The sequence below is a fragment of the Exiguobacterium sp. s130 genome, from assembly GCF_018619055.1.
Classification (GTDB): Bacteria; Bacillota; Bacilli; order Exiguobacteriales; family Exiguobacteriaceae; genus Exiguobacterium_A.
The window spans coordinates 18,408-36,847 of sequence record NZ_JACSNI010000001.1 but is presented as its reverse complement, the minus strand read 5'-3'; the positions used below and the strand labels follow the sequence as shown (position 1 = coordinate 36,847).

General features: G+C 42.6%; 18 protein-coding genes. 7 read left to right on the top strand and 11 right to left on the bottom strand.

Features of this window, described 5'->3' with window-relative positions; genetic code table 11:
- Positions 1-599 precede the first annotated feature (599 nt).
- The 5 genes from HZS85_RS00220 to HZS85_RS00200 form a co-directional block, all read right to left on the bottom strand.
- Positions 600-3,674, bottom strand: coding sequence for a type I restriction endonuclease subunit R (locus HZS85_RS00220; protein WP_214852043.1), 3,075 nt, complete (start codon positions 3,672-3,674; stop codon positions 600-602).
- The gene (locus HZS85_RS00215; protein ID WP_214852042.1) at positions 3,649-4,914 is read right to left on the bottom strand and encodes a restriction endonuclease subunit S; all 1,266 of its coding nucleotides are present in this window, start codon (positions 4,912-4,914) and stop codon (positions 3,649-3,651) included. The genes HZS85_RS00220 and HZS85_RS00215 overlap by 26 nt, the downstream gene beginning before the upstream one ends.
- Complete coding sequence (locus tag HZS85_RS00210; protein WP_214852041.1) at positions 4,911-6,455, bottom strand: type I restriction-modification system subunit M; 1,545 nt, start codon at positions 6,453-6,455, stop codon at positions 4,911-4,913. Before HZS85_RS00210 ends, HZS85_RS00215 begins: the two co-directional genes overlap by 4 nt.
- A gap of 452 nt (positions 6,456-6,907) precedes the next feature.
- On the bottom strand, positions 6,908-7,102 hold the full coding sequence (locus HZS85_RS16935) for a bifunctional DNA primase/polymerase (protein WP_214852040.1): 195 nt from the start codon (positions 7,100-7,102) through the stop codon (positions 6,908-6,910).
- A gap of 33 nt (positions 7,103-7,135) precedes the next feature.
- On the bottom strand, positions 7,136-7,273 hold the full coding sequence (locus HZS85_RS00200) for a hypothetical protein (protein ID WP_353048857.1): 138 nt from the start codon (positions 7,271-7,273) through the stop codon (positions 7,136-7,138).
- 238 nt (positions 7,274-7,511) lie between these two features.
- Here HZS85_RS00200 and HZS85_RS16930 point away from each other — a divergent pair, with 238 nt between their 5' ends.
- Positions 7,512-7,637 (top strand): Arm DNA-binding domain-containing protein, encoded by a 126-nt coding sequence (locus HZS85_RS16930; protein ID WP_214852036.1) that lies wholly within the window; start codon positions 7,512-7,514, stop codon positions 7,635-7,637.
- Between the two features lie 154 nt (positions 7,638-7,791).
- Here the strand turns inward: HZS85_RS16930 and groL are convergent, their stop codons facing one another.
- Both groL and groES read right to left on the bottom strand, forming a co-directional pair.
- Positions 7,792-9,432, bottom strand: coding sequence for a chaperonin GroEL (gene groL / locus HZS85_RS00190; protein ID WP_023469586.1), 1,641 nt, complete (start codon positions 9,430-9,432; stop codon positions 7,792-7,794).
- Between the two features lie 33 nt (positions 9,433-9,465).
- Entirely contained in the window at positions 9,466-9,750 is a 285-nt protein-coding gene (groES, locus tag HZS85_RS00185) for a co-chaperone GroES (RefSeq protein WP_023469587.1), read from the bottom strand.
- Between the two features lie 220 nt (positions 9,751-9,970).
- On the opposite strand from groES, the gene HZS85_RS00180 reads away from it, so the two are divergent.
- The gene (locus tag HZS85_RS00180; RefSeq protein WP_214852034.1) at positions 9,971-10,663 is read left to right on the top strand and encodes a CPBP family intramembrane glutamic endopeptidase; all 693 of its coding nucleotides are present in this window, start codon (positions 9,971-9,973) and stop codon (positions 10,661-10,663) included.
- 21 nt (positions 10,664-10,684) lie between these two features.
- Positions 10,685-10,918, top strand: a complete 234-nt coding sequence (locus HZS85_RS00175) for a DUF4305 domain-containing protein (protein WP_214852032.1) — start codon at positions 10,685-10,687, stop codon at positions 10,916-10,918.
- Positions 10,919-10,960: 42 nt separating this feature from the next.
- Here HZS85_RS00175 and HZS85_RS00170 read toward each other — a convergent pair whose 3' ends face one another.
- From HZS85_RS00170 to HZS85_RS00155, 4 genes are all read right to left on the bottom strand, one after another.
- Positions 10,961-11,257: a DUF2089 family protein gene (locus HZS85_RS00170; RefSeq protein ID WP_214852030.1), complete on the bottom strand. Its 297-nt coding sequence runs from the start codon at positions 11,255-11,257 to the stop codon at positions 10,961-10,963.
- A gap of 18 nt (positions 11,258-11,275) precedes the next feature.
- Entirely contained in the window at positions 11,276-11,563 is a 288-nt protein-coding gene (locus tag HZS85_RS00165; RefSeq protein WP_214852028.1) for a hypothetical protein, read from the bottom strand.
- 181 nt (positions 11,564-11,744) lie between these two features.
- Positions 11,745-13,040 carry a cation:dicarboxylate symporter family transporter gene (locus HZS85_RS00160; protein ID WP_214852026.1) on the bottom strand — a complete coding sequence of 432 codons (1,296 nt, stop codon included), beginning with the start codon at positions 13,038-13,040 and terminating at the stop codon, positions 11,745-11,747.
- A gap of 180 nt (positions 13,041-13,220) precedes the next feature.
- On the bottom strand, positions 13,221-14,279 hold the full coding sequence (locus tag HZS85_RS00155) for an NAD(P)/FAD-dependent oxidoreductase (RefSeq protein WP_214852024.1): 1,059 nt from the start codon (positions 14,277-14,279) through the stop codon (positions 13,221-13,223).
- 185 nt (positions 14,280-14,464) lie between these two features.
- On the opposite strand from HZS85_RS00155, the gene HZS85_RS00150 reads away from it, so the two are divergent.
- The 4 genes from HZS85_RS00150 (at position 14,465) to HZS85_RS00135 (ending at position 18,255) form a co-directional block, all read left to right on the top strand.
- Positions 14,465-15,256: an ABC transporter ATP-binding protein gene (locus tag HZS85_RS00150; RefSeq protein ID WP_214852023.1), complete on the top strand. Its 792-nt coding sequence runs from the start codon at positions 14,465-14,467 to the stop codon at positions 15,254-15,256.
- A 3-nt stretch (positions 15,257-15,259) separates the two neighbouring features.
- Complete coding sequence (locus tag HZS85_RS00145; protein WP_035410799.1) at positions 15,260-16,171, top strand: iron-hydroxamate ABC transporter substrate-binding protein; 912 nt, start codon at positions 15,260-15,262, stop codon at positions 16,169-16,171.
- Positions 16,172-16,249: 78 nt separating this feature from the next.
- Positions 16,250-17,251, top strand: a complete 1,002-nt coding sequence (locus HZS85_RS00140; RefSeq protein WP_214852022.1) for a FecCD family ABC transporter permease — start codon at positions 16,250-16,252, stop codon at positions 17,249-17,251.
- Positions 17,251-18,255, top strand: a complete 1,005-nt coding sequence (locus tag HZS85_RS00135) for a FecCD family ABC transporter permease (RefSeq protein ID WP_214853170.1) — start codon at positions 17,251-17,253, stop codon at positions 18,253-18,255. Before HZS85_RS00140 ends, HZS85_RS00135 begins: the two co-directional genes overlap by 1 nt.
- Positions 18,256-18,440 lie beyond the last annotated feature (185 nt).

The window sequence follows — 18,440 nt, the reverse complement described above, 5'->3', positions numbered from 1 at the left end:
CGTAAGTCGACGATCAAATGTTAAATCTCCCCTCATTCACTTCTAGTTAATTCTATGTATCGTTTAAACATTAAGTATAATATTACAAATATAAAAATAATTATTCAATTCATTTCGAAAGTATGAATTATAAAAAAGTACCGAACCCTATTTATTAGTATTCAGTACTTAAAGATGAAATATCTTACATCATACCGCCCATATTTCCACTAATTTGTAACATGTTTAACGTAAGTTAACACATGCTAACTAACCCGCGTTATTATGCGTTTTTTTTATGACCTTTAATGCAACATCTTCAACTCAAGTTAATGGAGTAACACAGGGTTGCGTTACCCTTTTGTTACTCCAATTTCATCAATTGTACGCTTGATATATACATCTTTATAAGTTATGAAATTCTACAAATTTAGATTCCGTTCCTTTAAATATGAAATGCTGCTTTTTCAAGAGTATCTCTTCCATTATCTTATGATTAAGTTATACTTATAAACTTAAAAACGAACGTATATTCCGCTTTGAAAAATAAAAAAATGAGAACAGGATTTTATCCTACTCTCTTTGAAATATCTATCTTTTTATTAGTTTTGAATTTTTTACTAAGCATCAATCGGCCAATCTTTAAATTGTTCTTTGGCTTCTTCTATAAAAGCATTGGTTAAGAACTTTAATTGTTCTGGCTTAATTTTATTTTTCATTAAAGTTGCCTTTACTGCGAGATTAACTTTTGATAAGATATCTTGGCGATGCGGATTGGTCCAATCAACTTGAAACTCTCTTTTCATATTTTTAACAACTTGATGGACTAAATCTGCCATAAACTGATTTTCGAATGTGGCGTTTTCCATATTTGCGATAATTTCATAAAACGCCACTTCTTCTTCAGTAAGTCCTAAATCCATTCTTCTTTTTGTCTCTTCGTCTAAGTTGTTTCTCATTTCTACCATAAAGCGAATAACGTCTGCTGCCGAAATAACTCGATTATGATATTCTTCAATCGTTTTCTTTAACATTTCGCTCATTTGCTTACTTTTTGGATTTTTCTTCTTAAACTTAATCTTTATTTCATCTTCTAAAAGTTGTTTCAACAATTTTAAGCGTAGATCAACATGAGGTTTTTCAACCAATCCTGCTAAAAATGCATCGTCAAGGACAGACAAGTTTGGTTTTTCAATTCCTGCAATTTCAAATAAATCTAAAGCATCATAGGAACTGACACTTTCATTTACAATTTGCGCTAATTTTTTTTCATATTCTTGATTAGTTTGACCATCTCCCCCAATAGGGTTAGATAGTTTACGCAATTGAGTTTTGACAATGTCATATAACAATACTTCCCCTGAAATTGCAGTTACAGAAGTAAGATGAGAAACAAGTTTATGTGACTGGGAAAGTCTTGCTTGAGCCTCTAAGAATGATTGCTCATTTGTGCCTAGGAAATGATTAACTAATTCAGCAATAAAATCTTCTCTTTCAACCTTAGGTAATGCTCGCCATTCATTAAGTGAAAGATTGCTAGGTGAAAGTTCATTTGGAACTAAAGCCTTAACTTCATGTAAAAAACTCCAAAATAAGGCTTCTGCTTGCTCAATATCAAAAGTTAATTCTCCTTTACCACCGCTGTCAGTATACTTTTTAGTTGCTTCCCTTAACTGAGTAGCAATTCCAATAAAATCAATAATGGTGCCACCTTGTTTACCCGGAAATATTCGGTTTACCCTTGCAATGGCTTGCATAAGGTTATGCCCTTTCATAGGTTTATCGACATACAGGTATGTTAATGGTTTTGCGTCAAAACCTGTAAGCCACATGTCACGTACAATAACTAGTTTGAGCAGGTCTTTAGGGTCTCTTAACTTAGCCTTTACAGCCTCTTGCTCTTCTTTTGATTTAATATGAGCATAATCACTTTCCAATTGCTTTTGACGCCATTCTTCTGGGTCTTTTGAAACATCACCAGTCATAATAATTTCAACTGGTGGACAATCCGGCAGTTTTCTCATTTCTTTATATAAAGCCACACAATTTTCACGGCTCATACAAACAATCATTCCTTTTGCTTCAGGGGTTACGTTTTGTTTTTCGGCAAAATGGTTAACAATTGTTTTGGCTAATTCTTCAACTCGTTCTTTTGTTCCTGCTAATTTTGCAAGAGCAGCCCATGCACGACGATGTTTCTCGAATTCGTTAGTACTTGCCTCTGTATCTAATTCTTCAATTTGATTATCTATTTCTTCATTTGTAATACCCAACCGGATTAAACGAGACTCATAAAATATAGGGACAGTTGCATTATCCTCAACTGCTTGTAGCATGTCATAAGTATGAATAGTATTACCAAACACTTCATTAGTACTTCTACCTGCAAAATCTACAGGAGTTCCAGTAAATCCGATATGACTCGCATTCGGTAAGGCTGTTTTTATATGTCCTGCATATCCAGCGTCATTATATTGTGTTCTATGTGCTTCATCAGCAATTACTATTATATTTTCTCGTTCTGAAAGAACAGGGTGAACCCCTTCTGCCTCTTTTAATCTGAATTTTTCAATCGTTGTAAAAACAATCTGACCAGATTCATTTTTTAAGAGTTCTCTTAAATCAGAAGCGGAGTCCGCTTGTTTTACATGTCCAACAAGTGACTTTCCTTCTACAAAAGTATCATGTAATTGATTATCTAAATCAGCGCGATCGACTTGTATCACTACAGTTGGGTTTTTTAAATCACTATGACGGATTAAGATACCAGCAAAGAATAACATGGATATAGACTTTCCTGATCCCTGTGTATGCCAAATGACACCGATTTTTCTATCTCCGTTTGGTCTTGTCGCCCGAATCGATTCTTGTATTGCAAAGTTAACACCAAAAAACTGGTGGTACTTCGCCCCAATTTTTGTTTTTGTTTTTCCATTGTCCATAAATACAATAAATTGGCGGATATAGTTCAGTAAACGGTCTTTTGGAAATAAACCCTCTATAAGTGTTTTCATTGTATTTGCTATATTATTATCTATCCTAACACCGTCAATTGACTTCCAAGCAGCAAAAAATTCGATTGGTGCAAATGGCATGCCATGTAACGTTGTCGTTCCATCCGATATAATCGAAAAAGCATTATACGTGAACAATTGTGCTATGTCGTAAGTGTAATTCCTTACTTGAGTATAAGCGTCTTGAACACTGGTATTTTCTATATATGGACTTTTTAGTTCAAAAAGAATTAATGGCAATCCGTTAATGTAAACAATAATATCAGGACGTCTAGACATTCTCCCTTCAATAGCCAACTGATTCATTACCACGAAATCATTTTGTAGCGGCTGTTCCCAGTTTATCGGAGAAATATGATAATACCGATCTTCCTCATTTTCGTGTTCAATTTTGAAGTCTAACCCTTTTGTTAATACTTCATGAAATCGTTCATTACGCTGTTCAACAGTAACACCGTCTATATTAATAATCTGAGACATTAAGGCAGGCATATATTCTTTTGGAAAAGTAGGATAAGTCTCATAAAGATATTTCTCCAAGCGTGCCTCTATAACAACATCTGCTAACGAAGGACGGGAAGTCCATTCATAAGCAGGTAAATAATCATATCCAAGTTGTTTTAACCTCTCTATCGTAGTCTCCTCAAAATCAGATTCATACAGACGGCTCCGGCTGCTCATTAGAAAAAACCTCCCTTACTCTTTCTGCTGCTTTGGAAACTTCAATTTCACCCGATAAAAGTCGAGGAAGAATATAATCACGAACATTTGCAAGTTGATAATTCATAATAGAATTAATTCTTATATTGTCAAAAATATCTTTAACAACTTCGTGGAATTCTTTCATCGTTTTATTATCCGGAACAAGTAACTTTATTGCTGAAAAATCACCTTTATTTAGATTTAGTGTTGCTGTTCCTCCACTTCCCAATGTGATAATACTTTCTGAGTACTCAGTCATAAATAAGTAAGTGAAGTAAGGACTTATTTCTTCGTTACAGATGATGCTATTAATTTGTTGATTAGTCTGAGAATACTCATTTGTTAGTACAACCAAACCGGGAGTTGCTATACAACTGACACAAACAGATAGTGGAGGTAACAGTTTGTTTTTCTGAATACTCACACCTTCATCTGATAACGTTGTTTCAGTTTTAACAATAAATGTATTATTGTGCATGTCCGGGATCTTGATGAAGGGTGTTTCACCATGATAATATTCAGTTTTTTTTGTAGAAGGTGTTTTCCCTGTAATTACACTACCAAGTTCATCAACTCTCTTAATACTCCAACCATTAGGAATTGAACCAGATTCAGACTCTACAAATGTTTCTCTTCGAAATGGACCTAATTCAACAAACCAATGCCTATAATGGGCTATAGCAATTTTTTCAAGCGTTTCATTTATTTTACGATTTATTTCTATTTTCTTATCAATATCTCCGAGTATTTGAGCAATTTTCCTTTGAGTAGATAATTCCGGTATTTTAATTTTTATCTCTTCAAATTGTTGCTTATCTACTCTTTGTCTACCAGAAGTACCAACCATTAATTGTTTGGCTTTCTCTCGCATGTTATTTTCTATAAATAAATAGTAGATAAAATCACTATCTGAAATGCCCTCTTTTCCTCTTAAAACAATAAATTCAGTTGAACCAAATCCAATGTTTCCATCTAAGTTCTTTACTTGTGCTGTTTTGCCATTTTCTAAACAAGGTGTAATTCTTGCAAAAAGAGTATCTTGATTTTGAAATCGAGCACCACCAGATGTGAACTCTCTTGACTCATGTGCTTCTACAGGTTTATAGAATGGTTCAATAACATCCATACTTACAAAAGGATAAGACTTTCCTTTTTTTAAACTAACTGTAGGATTGATTTGAATTAACTCAGATATTGTACCTTCTATCCATCTACTCATATCAAGTCCTCCAAGTCTCGTAATATCCTTTCTTGAAGACGGATGCTCTCTGCAAACTGATCTCTAAGTTTACTGGTAATTTCCTCCATCTTTTCTTCATAACTTATATCTTCTTCATCTAATTGTGCAGTTCCTACATAAATACCCGGTGTTAACTTATAGTTTTTATTTTTCACCTCTTCAGTAGAAACCACTTTTGCGAATCCTACTTCTTCTATTGGGTTACCGTCTAGCCTTCTGTATTCATGATAAATGTTAGCGATTTGATTAATTTCTTCCTGTGAAAATGCTTTTTGACTTCTACTCACCAAAGAACCTCTTTTTCTAGCATCGATGAAGAGTATTTCATTTTCACGTTTCCTAAATTTGGTTGTTCCTTTTCTACTTTTACTTAAGAAAAATAAGCAGCATGGAATTCCTGTGGTAAAGAATAGTTTTTCAGGTAATTGGACAATACAATCAATATAATGATCATCAACTAACTTTTGACGGACTTCTTTTTCACCAGTTGTATTCGTAGTCATGGCACCATTAGCCATTACATATCCTGCTGTTCCTCCATCTTTTAAGTGATAAAGGAAGTGTTGCATCCACATATAATTAGCATTAGCGTTTGTAACAGGGCCAATTAAACGAGGGTCATCCTTTGATATTCTTTCTGCTCCCCATGAATCAACGTTAAAAGGAGGATTAGCAATTACATAGTCAGCCTTTAAGTCTGGATACTGATCGTTTAATAAGGAATTACCAAGACGAATTTCTGCATTCATCCCATGCAATAAGACATTCATTTTTCCTAATCGCAAAGTTGTTTCAACATTTTCTTGACCATAAAAGGATAATGAATTTCCTCTTTTCGAATACGCTTCTGATTGAATAAACATACCACCGGAACCACAAGCAGGGTCAAACACTGTCCCCTCAATCGGCTCCATCATAGCAACTAAAAGTTTAACAATCGAAGAAGGTGTGAAGAATTCCCCTCCTCTGTTTCCTTCACTTGAAGCGAAGTTTCCGATAAAGTATTCATACGTACGTCCTAAAACGTCCACACTATCTTCATGACGAGCACTAAAAATATCTCGAGAAAAAATTTCAATTAATCCTGCCACATTTTCTGCAGGTAAATTAGAACCTTGGAAGATACGCGGCAAAATCCCCTCAAGTTCCGGGTTTTCTTGTTCAATCAATTTCATAGCATTGTCTAATATACCTTTTATATTGCTATCATTGGCTTTCTCAACGATATAAGCCCAACGTGCTTCTTCTGGAATCATAAATACATTTTCAGATTTATATTGGTCAGGATCATTTAGGATATTTTCTCTTACTTCATGATCATCGGAATACCAAATACTTTCAGTGTCATTAACCATTTCTTCAACTTGCGCTCTTCTTTTATCAAAACGTAATGATACATAACGCAAAAAGATTAAAGGTAATACGTAATGCTTGTAATCCGATGGAGTAATACTCCCTCGCATTCTAGTTGCCGCATCGAATAAGTCTTTTTGAAAATCTATATCTGCTTTAACAGCCATTTTTAAATTCCTCCAAATTTCCAATCTTTATTCCTATTTTAGCACATCTAATATCATATATTTATACTTCATTTTAATTGATGATTAGTTAAATTCTTAAATAACACTACCTACGAAAAATTATACAAGGAAAATAATAATAAAATAAATTTATTTTAAAAAAAGACTATTCCTCTCGATTGGAATAGTCTTTAATTCCTATTTTTATTTCGCATTCTTCCTCTGCCTCTTCCACCACTTTTATTATTGCCTCTAATGTTATTTGCCCCATCCATCCCCCCGTCATATTATTAGACAATAGGTAACATTTTGTGCAATTCGATAGGAAAAACGGAAGAACGTAACTTTCTAAATTATTTTGTTTTCCTAAGTTACTTAAAAAAGCATTCAATTTAGAAGAGTTGGATGCGGAGGGGTTTGAGTGGATTCGGCTACACCTTCTACATACTGTCTTAACCAATATTGAGATTAGTTGTTGCTGCTTTTAATCCATTTTTTGTACGAGGGTGCTTACCAGGACTTTGACAATTAGGATTTTGACAGAAACAATGATTTTTGTTTAGTGTATGAAGCGGAAAGACTGACCAATTCAATTTACTTGCATACGCTAGAGCAGCTTTCCCATTTGATGAAATAAATTTAATCAATCTAGTATCTCCTTTTAACCAAGTTTATAACCACTATTCATCTTTCTTCCTTTCAATCCATTTAACAAAGTCTTCTTTATCTACTCGCTTTGATGCTCCGATTTTAAAACATCTTATTCCCCCTGCTTCTTCACTTAATTGCATTAGCTCATAAACACGGCGTCTTGAGATTCCTAAGTAGATTCATGATTAAAGAAAAAAGATATTCTAGATATTTGCTTGCTGCAATTTACTATGACCTATGGGACCTATGGCAAACAATTAACAACTCTAAGAATGTCTATATTTGTAAAAATAAGGACTGCCGGTTACCATTTGTACGATCTGGCCGAAGAGAGCATTGTAATGATGCCTGTAGGCAGGCGGTCTACAGAATACGTTTAGAAGAAAAGTAAGGAGAGAATAACATATGAGTCATATATATCGGCCACGTTGTAAATATACGGGTACTAAATGTAAATGTGGAGCAAGTTGGGCTTACATTGTAGATATAGGCAAAGACCCTAAAACTGGGAAACGAAAGCAAAAGAAATGAAAAAAGAGGCTTCCCAAAAGTTCAAAGAACTCATGGAAAACCTCTAATTCAGACCCTTATTCAAGAAAATGTTACCCTTTTGTTACCCTTCAGGTATTTTCAGAGTATATTAAGGTCCAGAAACCCCTATTTTAATGGGTTTTAGAAGCATGAATTACATCATTCCGCCCATTCCACCCATGCCGCCCATATCAGGCATTGCAGGAGCAGATCCGGCTGGTTCTGGTTTATCAGCAATGACGGCTTCCGTCGTCAAGAACATCGCTGAAACGGATGCTGCGTTTTGAAGTGCTGAACGCGTCACTTTCGCTGGGTCGACGATTCCTGTCTCGATCATGTCGACATACTCGTCTGTTGCCGCATTGTAGCCCATTCCTGGCGCTTCATGCTTGAGACGCTCGACGATGACTGAGCCTTCTTGACCCGCGTTTTCCGCGATTTGGCGAAGTGGTGCTTCGAGTGCGCGAAGAACAATGTTTACTCCTGTTGCTTCGTCGCCTGTTGAGACCGACAGAATCGATTCAACGGCTTTCGTGACGTGAATGAGGGCTGTTCCCCCACCTGCTACGATACCTTCTTCAACCGCTGCACGTGTCGCGTTGAGTGCATCTTCGATCCGGAGCTTACGTTCTTTGAGTTCTGTCTCCGTTGCTGCCCCGACTTTAACGACGGCTACGCCGCCTGCGAGTTTCGCCAGACGCTCTTGTAATTTCTCACGATCGAAGTCGCTTGTCGTTTCTTCGATTTGTGCACGGATTGTCCCGACACGTGCTTCGATTGAATCGCCGTGTCCGTGCCCTTCGACGATCGTCGTGTTGTCTTTTGAGACGACGACTTTCGACGCACGACCGAGTTGCGTGATTTGTGTTTCCTTGAGATCAAGACCGAGATCTTCTGTGATCAATTCTGCGCCTGTGACGATCGAGATGTCCTCAAGCATTGCTTTCCGGCGGTCACCGAAGCCTGGTGCTTTGACTGCTACCGCGTTGAACGTACCACGGAGTTTGTTGACGACGAGTGTCGCGAGTGCTTCACCTTCGACGTCTTCTGCAATGATGAGGAGGGGTTTGTTTTGTTGAACGACTTGCTCGAGGACTGGAAGAATCTCTTGGATGTTCGAGATCTTTTTGTCCGTGACGAGGATGTATGGGTTCTCAAGAACCGCTTCCATCTTGTCTGAATCCGTGATCATGTATGGTGACGCGTAACCACGGTCGAACTGCATCCCTTCGACGACGTCGAGTTCTGTCGTGAAGCCGCGTGATTCTTCGATCGTGATGACACCATCTTGACCGACACGTTCCATTGCTTCTGCGATTAATTGACCGACTTCTTCGTCTGCTGCTGAGATCGCTGCGACTTGGGCGATTGCTTCTTTACCTTCGATTGGTTTAGCGATCGTGTGCAATTCTTCGACGGCACGACGGACTGCTTTTTCGATTCCTTTACGGATGACCATCGGGTTTGCGCCCGCTGTGACGTTTTTAAGACCTTCCCGAATCATCGCTTGTGCGAGGACTGTCGCTGTTGTCGTACCATCCCCTGCGATCTCATTCGTTTTCGAGGCAACTTCTGCGACGAGTTTTGCACCCATGTTCTCGAAGTGATCTTCGAGTTCGATTTCTTTTGCGATCGTCACACCATCATTCGTGATGAGTGGTGAACCGAACTTACGCTCGAGAACGACGTTACGTCCTTTTGGTCCGATCGTCACTTTGACTGCATCCGCTAATGCGTCGACCCCGCGGAGCATTGCCCGACGTGCTTCTTCACTGAATAAAATGTCTTTTGCCATGACTGAAATCCCCCTTATAAATGATTGAACAGATTACTCGGCTACTGCCAAAATATCGCTTTCGCGTAAAATTAAGTATTCATTGCCGTCGACTTTGACTTCCGAACCGGCATATTGTGCATAGATGACGTGATCTCCGACACTCACTTCAAGTGGTACACGTACACCTTGCTCTGTCACACGGCCTGTACCGACAGCGACGACTTTACCCTCTTGTGGTTTTTCTTTCGCTGACCCAGGAAGAACGATTCCTCCGAGTGTTGTTTCTTCTTTTTTAACGACTTCGATCACGATGCGATCACCAAGTGGTTTTAACATGCGAAACATCCTCCTTGAAAATGACTGTTTTTTAGCACTCACTTTAGTTGAGTGCTAACATATTTTTATCTTATACGCTTTCTCTCCTGAATTCAAGCCTGAACCTTTATCCGTTTTCCCGAAATCGACACCTTTGAATCATCGTCAATCGTGCGCCAAGACCGTTTGTTTGTTACAATCGGGACAGTACCTTCATTACAAAGGAGTTGTGTCCTGTACGATGAAAAATCCAATCAGTCTGCCTTTCCTGATGGCGGAGAAGTGGCAAAAGCGTCACGTCATCCCGATCATCATCTATCTGATCGTCCAATTGGTTCCGGGTTCGTTCCAGTATTTCCTTCCGAAAAACGTCATTGCTGACGTCGCCGGTTGGTGGCTTGCGATTGGCTTCACGGTCGCCGTCATCGTCTCCTACTACTGCCTGCGTCCCGATTGGCAGAAGTGGAAGGCAGAGGGACGTCAAACCGATCCGATGGATACGTTGAAATGGATCGGAATCGGGATCGTGCTCCTGTATGCGCTCTTGATCAGCGTCAACTTGATCGATGCCTGGATGGCAGGCGGGATCGAGAATGTCGCGAAATCGCAAAATACGGATCAGATCATCCAAGCGATCCAAGTCATCCCACTCCTGCAAGTCATGGTCGTCCTGCTCGGACCGATCATGGAAGAGTTCTTGTTCCGGCATATCCTGTTCGGCAATCTCTCCTCGAAGCTCGGTTTCTTCTTCAGCTTCATCTTGACGGGTGCCTTGTTCGGACTGATTCACCAAGACAACAAATTTTTAATCTATGTCGCGATGAGTTTCGTCTTCTCGCTCGTCTTCGTCAAGACGCGCCGGATTCTTGCTCCGATCGCCATTCATGTCTTTAACAACGGAATCGTCGTACTTGCCATCTACGCGATGTCTTAATTTACGAAAGGTCGTGTTTTCATGCGTCAAAGCTCGAACTTCATGGCATTGTTCTATGCCATCTTTGGTGTTCTTTTCATGTTTCTTGCCTACAACAACTCAGTCGAGGCAGGAACGGTCTTCAACTTCTGGACGATCCTCCTGACCTTGTTCGCTGCAATCGACTTCTATCGTCTTTACCTGATCTTCCGCTTCCGCTCAGCAGCAAAGAAGATGATCAAGAAGGAACAGGATAAAAAGAACGATAAACAATAAAAAAAACGAGATTTCCGTCCGGCGGGAATCTCGTTTTTTGGCTTATTCTTTCGCTTGACCCTTGCGGTAAGAATCGATGATCGTTTTCGCCACATCAAGACTCAACCGTTCATCTAAGACCAGGTTCTTGATCATATTGATGAATTCGACATCTTCCTGTTGCACCGAATCAATCCGCTCAATCAACTGGTTCAACTTCGCCCGGACAGTCGGATAGGATACTTGATAGGCAGCTGCCATATCCTTCAACGAACCGGAGCTCAAGACGAACTTTCGGATGAACTCGAGATGCTCCTGTTCGAGTGCCAGTACCCAAGCGGGCACGTCTTGTCGTTCCATCGTGTTCCCTCACTTCTCTTACAAATCTTGAATCTCCATTCGATCTTTTTCACGCTTCAGTTGCTTACGGCGCGAGTCGACACCCACCTCACCCATTGAAATTATGAGTGATAAACAGGCAAACGTTCCTATCCGAATCACCGATTCTCGATCCGATGAGTGTGGACCTGTTCCGAAATAGACGTAAATTCCGAGACCAATGATGATCACTGGAATGATAAGACTAAAGAGTCTTCCGCGCCTCGCTAAATAAAATTGTACGATACAGACTGCGACAATACCAATGACGATTCCTACTGATTCCATCTCATCGCCTCTCCCTTATGATTATATCAATAATATTAACTTTAAAATTAATAATATTCAACGAAATTTTAACTATAATCGAAAATAAGGTATTTTCTTTAAAAATAATCGACTTTAATCTATTTTCTTGGACGAAAAAAAGAAGGACTGACGATTCAGTCCTTCCCCATACTTACGACAATCACGCACTGCGGATGTCGTCTTTCTTATTTTCTGTCGACATGAACGTCTCGAGTTGGTCTTCGTCAAGGACACCTTCCCACTTCGCGATGACGAGTGAAGCGAGCGTGTTTCCTGTGACGTTGACGACCGAGCGCATCATATCCATGATTCGGTCAATCCCCGCGATGAAGGCAAGTCCTTCTGCCGGGATACCGACCGTACCGAGTGTTGCGAGCAACACGACGAATGAGACGCCAGGAACGGCAGCCATCCCTTTTGATGTCAGCATTAAGACGAAGACAAGCGTCAACTGTGTTCCGATCGAGAGATCAATCCCGTACATTTGTGCGATGAACAAGGCTGCGAGCGCTTGATACAGCGCAGATCCATCAAGGTTAAACGAATAACCCGTCGGTACGACGAAGCTAACAATTGATTTCGGAACACCCATCTTCTCGAGTTTTTCCATGATCCGTGGCAGTACCGTTTCAGACGATGCCGTCGAATACGTCAGCAATAACTCGTCTTTGAAGATACGCGTGAAATCAGAAACGCGAATCCCGACCCATTTCATGATCGCACCGAAGACGATCACCATGAAGAGAAGCGCTGTGACGTATAACGTCGCAATCAGTTTAAACAATGAACCGAGCGATTCAATCCCGAACGTCGAGACCGTGACACCGATCAAGGCGAAGACACCGATCGGCGCGAATTTCATGACGATGTTAACGAGATTGAACATCGCTGCTGCGACGCCTTCAAAGAAACGAACGACCGGTTGGCCCTTCTCTCCTGCAAAACCGACACCGAGTCCGAATAAGACCGAGAAGAAAATGATGGCAAGCATATCACCGCGGACCATCGCGTCCAAGATGTTCGTCGGGACGATGTTGACGATTTTGTCGACGAGTCCTGCATCTTGTGTCGTCTCTTCCGTTTCGACATACGTCGAGATGTCCGTTTTATCAAGTGTCGACATGTTAATACCAGCACCCGGTTCAACGAGATTGGCTGCGAACAGCCCCGTGAAAATCGCGATCATCGTTACGATCGTGAAGTAACCGAGTGTCTTGACGCCGAGACGTCCGAGACTTTTCGGACTACCGACTGATGAGACACCGAGAACGATCGTCGTAAAGACGATCGGAACGACGATCATTTTCATCATCCGGATAAAGATGTCACCGATTGGCTTAAGCCACTCCGCGACATGGGGATTCCCATAAAATACACCACCGACTGTGATCCCGAGAATCAAGCCGATTAAAATTTGCCAGGCAAGGCCAATTGGCTTACGTTTCGTAGTTGTCATACCCTTCCTCCTTATTACATCCGTCTTACTTGTATCCTACATGTAGTGGAACATAAGTAGAATTTTGTCCTAAATACAGTACGTTGTCAAATCGTTCTGTTATAGCACAAAAATGAAATTCATACAAAAAAACGTCCAAAATCCGCTTGTTTCCAAGCATTTTGGACGTTTAAACATTATTCAAGATTGTTGATTGACGCGTTCCTCAATCAACGCACGATTGCGTTTTTTAAAGACTTCGTTATGTGACGAGACCATCGCCACTTTTGGCGCTTCCGGCTCAATGAAGCGTTTTGCCCGGTTGACGGCATTCGCCGCATCTTGAAAGGCACCTGAGATCAAATGGACCTTCCCGTCGTGTGAAAGAATATCTCCGGCAGCATATAGTCCCGGTACACTCGACTCGCTCGCCGCGTTCCCCGCGATATAGAAGTCATCGACCCGTGCGATATCGAGATCACAGGCGTCAAGCAGTGCCGCGTCCTGCTCGTAGCCGTGATTGATGATGACTTCATCAATTGGAATCTCAACGATTTCCTCTGTTTGACAGTCGATCAATTCGACCGATGCGATCCGTTGATGATCAGGACTTGCGATCAGCTTGTGAATCGTCGTATTAAGGAGACAGACAGCAGAACTTTTGACGAGCTGGTCGACTTGCGCCTCGTGCCCCGAGAAACAATCCCGGCGATACGTGACGTAGACTTTTTTTGCGACCGGTTCGAGCTCGTTCGCCCAGTCGATCGCAGAGTTTCCACCACCTGAGACGATGACGGTCTTTCCTTTAAAGCGTTCAATCGATTTGACCGTATAGTTCAAGTTCGACACTTCAAAGCGTTCCGCACCTTCGACTTTTAATTTTTGTGGATTGAGGATGCCGCCGCCTACCGCGACGATGACCGTCTTCGAATAATGAATCTGCCCCGATTCCGCTTCTAAGACGAAGTTACCGAAGACGTCTTTTGCGATCGAGATGATCTTTTCATTCAATTGAACAGTCGGTTGAAATGTCAGTCCTTGTTCGACGAGTTGAGCCATGAGTTTTTCACCAGTGATCGGCGGCTGTCCACCGACGTCCCAGATCATCTTTTCCGGATAGACGTGCAGTTTTCCTCCGAGTTCTGCTTGATACTCGATCAATTTCGTCTTCATACCTCGAAGACCACTATAGAACGTCGAATATAACCCTGCTGGTCCTCCACCGATGATCGTTACGTCGAACAACTCCTGTTCCCTCATCTCACTCACTCCTCATCCTTGATTGTTATTGATTATCATTCTCACTCTCTCATGATAACGTGAACATCTCTTGAACACAAGAAAAAATGTTGACAGCGTTTTTATGAGACTGGTATGGTTAATGAGACGATAGTGATAATCATTATCATTGAAAAATGGAGAGAACAACGAAGGAGTCGTCGCGTATGGTACGTCTAGCAACAGAAGAAATCAATATCGGCTACGGTGATCGTCCCATCGTCAAAGACTTGTCCGTCCAAATTCCCGATCGCCAAATCACAACGATCATTGGCGCGAACGGATGCGGCAAATCAACTTTGCTGAAAGCGATGACACGGATCATTCCCCATCAATCGGGGCGGGCGTTGCTCGACGGTCTTGATATCGCGAAGGAAAGCACGAAGCTGCTTGCTCGGAAGATGGCTATCCTGCCACAAACTCCGGAAAGTGCAAGTGGTCTAACGGTCGCAGAGCTCGTCTCATACGGTCGTTTTCCTTATCAAAAAGGATTCGGACGCTTGACGAAACACGATTATGAAATCATCGATTGGGCACTCGAAGCAACGGATACGATGGCGTTCAAACATCGTCCAGTCGATGCGCTGTCCGGTGGTCAACGTCAACGGGTCTGGATTGCGATGGCACTCGCTCAAGAGACGGATATCATCTTTCTCGATGAACCGACGACTTATCTTGATCTCGCCCACCAACTCGAGGTGCTCGAACTGCTCGAATATCTCAACCGGACCGAAGGACGGACGATTGTCATGGTCCTGCATGACTTAAATCAAGCGGCACGCTTCGCCGACTATATCATCGCCATGAAAAACGGCGAAGTCGTCAAAGCCGGAACGTGTGAGGAAGTCATCGCAAAAGATGTCTTACAAGAAGTATTTCATATCGATGCTGAAATCGGACGCGATCCGCGGACGAACAAGCCGATGTGTATCACCTACAACTTAATCAAGGGAGATTAAATCATGAAGAAACTACTTGTACCGGTTCTACTCATTCTCACGCTCGTCATCGCAGCGTGTGGCAATACAGAGAAAAAAGACGACGCAGCATCTGGTTCGAAAAACGAAACGATCACATATAAATCAGAAAATGGAAACATTAAAGTTCCAGCTCATCCAAAACGAGTCGTGGTCCTCGCTGGTTTTGCCGGCAACGTCATGGCACTCGGCGTTCCTGTCGTTGGTGTTGATTCGTGGTCAAAAGCGAATCCGAAGTTCGATAAACTAAAGGATGTCACGGAAGTTTCGGAAGAGAACGTTGAAAAAATCATCGAACTCGATCCTGACTTGATCATCGGCTACTCGACAACGAAAAACCTCGACAAAATCAAAAAAATCGCTCCGACGGTCACGTACACATACGGAAAAGTCGACTACTTGACGCAACATATCGAAATCGGTAAATTGCTCAACAAAGAACAGGAAGCGCGCGATTGGGTCAAAGACTTCAAAACACGTGCCGCTGCTGCCGGTAAAGACATCAAAGCAAAAATCGGTGAAGATGCTACTGTTTCTGTCATCGAAAGTTTCGATAAACAACTCTACGTCTTCGGCAACAACTGGGGTCGTGGAACAGAGATTCTCTATCAAGAAATGAAATTAAAAATGCCGGATAAAGTCACGAAGATGGCATTAAAAGATGGTTACTATGCGTTGTCACCAGAAGTCCTCCCTGAATATGCAGGCGACTACCTCGTCTTCAGCAAGAGCGCAGAAGCGGACAACTCATTCACGAAAACGGATACGTTTAAAAACATTCCAGCCGTCAAAAACGATCATGTCTTCGAAGTCGATTCGAAGGAATTCTACTTCAATGATCCTCTCACACTCGAACGTCAACTCGAGTTCTTCAAGAAAAGTTTCCTTGGTGCATAATAAATAAGGGAGGGAACCTGCGGGATCCCTTCCTTTTTTTGCGGCTCACTCCCTGAATCAGAAATGGAGGCGACATTCATGTCAGCTGGTCGAATTCCGTTCGGCATAAAAATCACACTCGGTCTTGTCCTCTTTTTCGGGATGTTCTGGATCGCGATGACGTTCGGCGCTGCCGATACGACGATCCGCGAAGTCTGGAACGCCTTGACGTTCGGACCGTTGAATGAAAAAGCAAAAATTGTCCAGGAAATCCGCCTGCCACGGGAATTAGCAGCAATCCTCGTCGGAGCAGCACTCGGTGTCTCTGGTGCCATCATGCAGGCGATGACACGCAATCCCCTCGCCGATCCTGGTCTGCTCGGTCTGACGGCGGGTGCGAACGCAGCACTTGCACTCGTCATCGTCCTGTTTCCGAAAATTGAGTACTTCGGTATCATGATTGCGTGTTTCGTCGGTGCAGCACTTGGGGCAGCACTTGTCTTTGGAATCGGTGCTTCGAAAAAAGGTGGTTTTTCGCCACTCCGGATTGTCCTTGCCGGTTCCGCGATCTCAGCCTTTCTGTATGCGATTGCGGAAGGCATCGGCATCTACTTCAAGATCGCTCAAGATGTCTCACAATGGACGTCCGGTGGACTCGTCGGGTCGACATGGGGACAACTGCAAGTCATCACTCCGGTCATCGCGATCGGGATTGTGATTGCCTTCATCTTCTCCCGACAATTGACGATTCTCAGTCTATCGGAAGAAGTCGCGCTCGGACTCGGGCAAAACATCCAGCGGATCAAAGCAGTACTTTATGTCGTCGTCATTCTGCTTGCAGGTGCTGCTGTTGCACTCGTCGGTAACATGGCGTTCATCGGGCTGATGATTCCACATATCGTCCGCGCGATCGTCGGAACGGACTATCGGTTCATTCTGCCGATGACCGCGATCTTTGGTGCGACGTTCATGTTACTTGCCGATACGATCGGTCGGACACTATACGCACCGTATGAGACGCCGGTCATCGCGATCGTCTCAATGCTCGGGCTACCATTCTTCCTCTTGATCGTTCGGAAAGGAGGGCGTGCTTTCTCATGATGGAATCTCGTTTACGTCGCCGCCAGCAACTGACGTTTTGGACGTTACTGGCACTATTGATCGCAACACTCGTCGTCAGCATCGGTCTCGGACCTGCTTCCCTATCCTATGATCGTTTGTTGCCGACGTTACTTGGAAACGGCTCATTCAAAGAGGAGTTCGTCCTCTATTCGCTCCGCTTACCACGACTGCTCATCACCGTCATGGCAGGAATGGCACTCGCTTTATCCGGTTCGATCCTCCAAGGGATCACGCGCAATGAACTCGCTGATCCTGGTATCATCGGCATCAATACCGGAGCTGGTGTCGCCGTCGCCTTGTTTTTCCTGTATTTCCCGGTCGATGTCGGATCGTTCATTTACTTGTTACCGATTGCCGCCTTCCTCGGTGCGCTCGTGACCGCGACGGCGATTTATCTATTCTCATACGACCGTGTGCAAGGACTGCAACCGATTCGCTTGATTTTGACTGGTGTTGGCTTCTCGATGGCGCTCTCCGGAATCATGGTCATCCTGATTTCGTCGACGCGTCGTGAAAAGGTCGACTTCATCGCTAAGTGGCTCGCTGGTAACATCTGGGGGACGGACTGGATCTTCGTCTACTCACTCTTACCGTGGTTACTCGTCTTGATTCCGCTGACGTTCTATAAGGCGAATAAACTCAATCTCCTTGCCTTGAATGAACCGGTCGCAATCGGTGTTGGCATCGCGCTTGAAAAAGAACGGATCCAACTCTTGTTGACAGCCGTCGCACTCGCCGCTGCTGCCGTCTCCGTCACGGGTGGGATTTCCTTCATCGGTCTGATGGCGCCACATATCGCCCGCGCGCTCGTTGGACCACGGCATCAGTTCTTCTTGCCGATTGCCCTCTTGCTCGGCGGATGGTTGCTTGCGTTCGCTGATACGATCGGACGCAACATTGCGGGACCGGACGGCGTGCCAGCTGGGATCGTCGTCGCCTTGATCGGAGCACCTTATTTTATCTATCTCTTGTTGAAGAAATAATCAAAAATCTGATATGCTCCCCAAAAAGTAGACAGTTGAAATAACAAAAACTGTCTACTTTTTGAAGGGAGCTTTTTCTATGACTAAATCTAAGTTTTCGTCAGATGAAAAACTACGAATTATTAAGATGTGTGAAGACCGAATCGACTCGATCAAATCGATTGCCTCGCTCTTCGAGCTTTCAG